This window comes from Rodentibacter mrazii, assembly GCF_001998825.1.
Taxonomy (GTDB): domain Bacteria; phylum Pseudomonadota; class Gammaproteobacteria; order Enterobacterales; family Pasteurellaceae; genus Rodentibacter; species Rodentibacter mrazii.
Genome location: NZ_MLHG01000115.1, coordinates 1 through 3839, shown reverse-complemented (window position 1 = coordinate 3839; position 3839 = coordinate 1). Strand labels below are relative to the sequence as shown.

Here is a 3839-nt window from a genome sequence, read left to right as displayed (position 1 = left end):
CGACATAAAAATTTCCTCAAAAATAATAAAGTAATAAGCCGCGCGATTATGGCTGAAATTGATGAATAAATAAATACTGTAATGAAGAAATTTTTAATAATGATGAGGAAAAGATGAAGTGCGGTCAATTTCAAAAATATTTTGCAAACTGACCGCACTTTTTTATGCTTTTACTTACACAAATTTTAATCTTACATTGTCATAAATCCAGTTAAAAATCAGAGCATAAATCATAATTAGTATGGTTAATCCGATATCCGCCATCAGTGCTTGCCATAAAGTGAGTTGAAAAAAGTAGGCAATCATTGGCACAGTAGCAATCAGAAGACCACATTCAAACATCACAGTGTGAAGAATCCGTATAACAATCCCCCGTGTTTCGCGTGGTGCGGTAAAGATTTTGTCAAAAATGCTATTAAAAATAAGATTCCAAGCCATTGCAACCACTGACATTAATATACCAACACCGAGTGCCGCACCGCCCTTTTCCGGACTGACCAAAAGCATTGCAATAGTAGATACCCCCACAGCTCCTATTTCAAATAGTACTGAATGTAAAAGGCGTTCTTTTAATGTCATCATAATAAATTCAAAAATTGACCGCACTTTTATCTATTTATACGCCCTTTTGACGATTCGGCAAAAATAATGCAAACCCTAATCCTATTAATGCCGGGATTAGCCAAGGCAAAGAAATGGCGGCAAACGGAAGATAATTCACCCATTCTGTGAGCGCTGAAATTTGAAATTGTTCGCCTAGCACGCTTACTGCCGAAACAAAGGTAACAAATACAACGGTTAATTGCATACCGATTTTTGACAAGGAAAGCCATTTATTAACAACCACCAACATCACGATGACAATGGTAATCGGATAAAGAATTAATAACACCGGCAATGAGAATTGTATAATGGCATTCAATCCTAAATTTGCAACCGCCAGTCCAAGCAGAGTAAAAATTGTCGCATACACCCGATAGGAAAAACGGGGGAAACGGTCAGCAAAAAACTCAGAAGTGGAAACGATTAACCCCGCAGTGGTGGTAAAACAAGTCATTGCAACCATTACAGCTAAAAACCATTGGGCGGATTCACCGAAAATCGCTTGTGTGGCTTGAGATAAAATATACACGCCTTTATTGACATTGCTATTCATCACCTCCGCCGGTACAGGGAAATGATTACCGAAATAGGCCAATCCGACATAAAGGACGCTAAAACCTAACGCCACCACAATACCGACCAACCAAATTGTCGCCACATATTCTTTTCGGGAGCTAAAACCAAGCTGTTTTAGGGTTTGAACCGCAACAACGCTAAATGCAACGGAGGCGAGCGCGTCTAAGGTGTTATACCCTTCAATAAATCCCGTGCCAAATGCGCTTTTCGCATAGTCCCCTATTGCGGATTGAGGAAGATTAGAACCATATTTTGTAATCCCGAGTAGCACCAAAATAACAATTAATAAGGCAAAAATCGGAGTGAGAATACGCCCGATACTATCTAAAATTTTAGAGGGATTAAGGGCGATAAAATAAGCCGCAGCAAAATACAATAGAGTGAAAACGATTAATCCGATTTCACTCATTCCTTCGAAAAGCATAGGGGAAACGCCCACTTCATAGGCAACCGTAGCAGTGCGTGGAATCGCGAAAAAAGGCCCGATTGATAGGTATAAAATCACCAAGTAAAGGGTCGCAAACCAAGGAGTGATTTTCTGCGAAATTTCATCAACATAACCTTTTGGATTTAACATACCGATGATTAAGGCAAGAATAGCAATCCCAACACCGGACAGCACAAAACCTAAAATCGCCGCCCAGAACTGCTCACCCGATAGTGCCCCTAGGCTCGGTGGAAAAATTAAATTGCCGGCACCAAAAAACATACCAAATAACAGAAGGCCTGTTAAACCTGCTTTTTTAATCATAATAATTGTTTCTCTGTAAATAATGGGCGGCGAGTATAGCACGATAACAAGAGGCTGTAATTAGTATGAAAAAATAAAGTGCGGTCAATTTTATGAGTGTTTTCCCATTTGACGATTGTTGCAAAACTTCTATAATTTCTTTATTTGGAGGAGCTATGTTTTTTATTTATATCTTAATTGCATTCATTGCTGGGGTAGCGCTTGCCTCCCAATCTGCGATCAATACCCAGCTTGCCAAAGCGGTGGGTAACGAACCCATTATCGCCACATTTATTTCCTTTGCGGTAGGGACAATCCTGCTCTTTTTTATTGCCTTATTTAAAACGGATTTATGGCAAGGTTTGACCGCACTTCCGCAGCAACCTTGGTGGAAATTATTGGGTGGTGCGTTAGGCGCATTAGCAGTGTTTACCACGATATTACTTGCCCCTAAACTTGGTATTACCGCAATGTTATTTTTTATCATCATAGGGCAATTATTGACTGCCGGCACGATTGATCATTTTGGTTTAATCGGCATGCCGGTACGGGAAGTCAATATCACGAAATTAATTGGTTTGCTGATTGTTGGATTTGGACTGATTTTCTACTTTTTTGGCGATAAATTACTTGTTCTAATAAAAGGGTAAGTGCGGTCAAATTTAAATAAGATTTTACACGTTAAACGATCACATCAACGGCCATTATTTTTTCAGCTCCGCAAATAATATTTTCTAAACAAAATATTTCCGCCACCTTAATAAATATTGAAAAACCGGATTGCATTCATTAATATCAAATTATTCTTTAGTCTCATCATCTTATAAGGGGCAAAATATGACAAAGAAACTCTTACCGATTCTATTCGCTTTAGCTTGTTCAAAAATGGCTTTCGCTGATAATGCACTCGTTTTACAAACTGATTTTAGTTTGAAAGACGGTGCGGTATCCGCTATGAAAGGTGTAGCGTTTTCAGTAGATGAAAACCTAAAAATGTTTGATTTAACCCATGAAATTCCGCCGTATAATATTTGGGAAGCGGCTTATCGTTTGTATCAAACCGCACCTTATTGGAAAGCGGGAACGGTTTTTGTCAGTGTTGTTGATCCCGGTGTCGGTACGGATCGTAAATCCGTCGTTCTGAAAACTAAAACAGGACATTATTTCGTGACACCTGATAATGGCACGTTAACCTTAGTCGCACAACATTTAGGTATTGAATCTGTAAGAGAGATTGATGAGAAGAAAAACCGCCTTGCCGGCTCTGAAAAATCTTATACGTTCCATGGACGTGATGTGTATGCTTATACGGGTGCAAGACTGGCTTCCGGTACGATTTCATTTGAAGAAGTAGGGAATGAGTTAGAGAAGAAAGTATTGGATATTCCCTATCAAAAAGCGGTATTGGAACAGGATCATTTAAAGGGCAATATTCCTATTTTAGATATTCAATACGGCAATATCTGGACAAATATTAGCGATGAATTATTAGAAAAATCCGGGATTAAGAAAGGGGATCAGGCTTGCGTTGAAATCAAAGAAGGCAATCAGATTAAATATACAGGGAGAATGCCTTATGTAAGCAGCTTTGGCGAGGTGGAAGAAGGAAAACCGTTGCTTTATTTAAACAGTTTACTCAATGTGTCATTTGCCCTGAATATGGATAGTTTTTCTAAAATCCATGGTGTCTATTCCGGCGCAGACTGGAATGTCGATTTACACAAATGTCAACAGTAATTCGGTAATTTACATAACTGACTAATGAACTTTAGTATAACTGAAGAAAACAGCAATTTACTTTAGAAAAATGTTCATTTTGTGACCACACTCAAATTTTTCTTCTTTTATTTAATGTAGTATGACTCATAGATCATTTTCAATACTATGAAGATTAATTCATTATCTAGTAGCAAAGTTAATAAGATATACA

The 3839-nt window shown here is 38.3% G+C and carries 4 protein-coding genes; 2 read left to right on the top strand and 2 right to left on the bottom strand.

Translation table 11 applies throughout. From position 1 onward, the window contains the following. Positions 1-174: 174 nt before the first annotated feature. Positions 175-582, bottom strand: coding sequence for a PACE efflux transporter (locus BKK47_RS11955; protein WP_077495045.1), 408 nt, complete (start codon positions 580-582; stop codon positions 175-177). 34 nt (positions 583-616) lie between these two features. Continuing rightward, positions 617-1930: a branched-chain amino acid transport system II carrier protein gene (gene brnQ / locus BKK47_RS11950; protein WP_077495044.1), complete on the bottom strand. Its 1314-nt coding sequence runs from the start codon at positions 1928-1930 to the stop codon at positions 617-619. 155 nt (positions 1931-2085) lie between these two features. Here brnQ and BKK47_RS11945 point away from each other — a divergent pair, with 155 nt between their 5' ends. Both BKK47_RS11945 and BKK47_RS11940 read left to right on the top strand, forming a co-directional pair. Next, positions 2086-2559 (top strand): DMT family transporter, encoded by a 474-nt coding sequence (locus BKK47_RS11945; protein WP_077495043.1) that lies wholly within the window; start codon positions 2086-2088, stop codon positions 2557-2559. A gap of 187 nt (positions 2560-2746) precedes the next feature. Continuing rightward, entirely contained in the window at positions 2747-3646 is a 900-nt protein-coding gene (locus BKK47_RS11940) for an SAM hydrolase/SAM-dependent halogenase family protein (protein ID WP_077495042.1), read from the top strand. Positions 3647-3839: the final 193 nt, after the last annotated feature.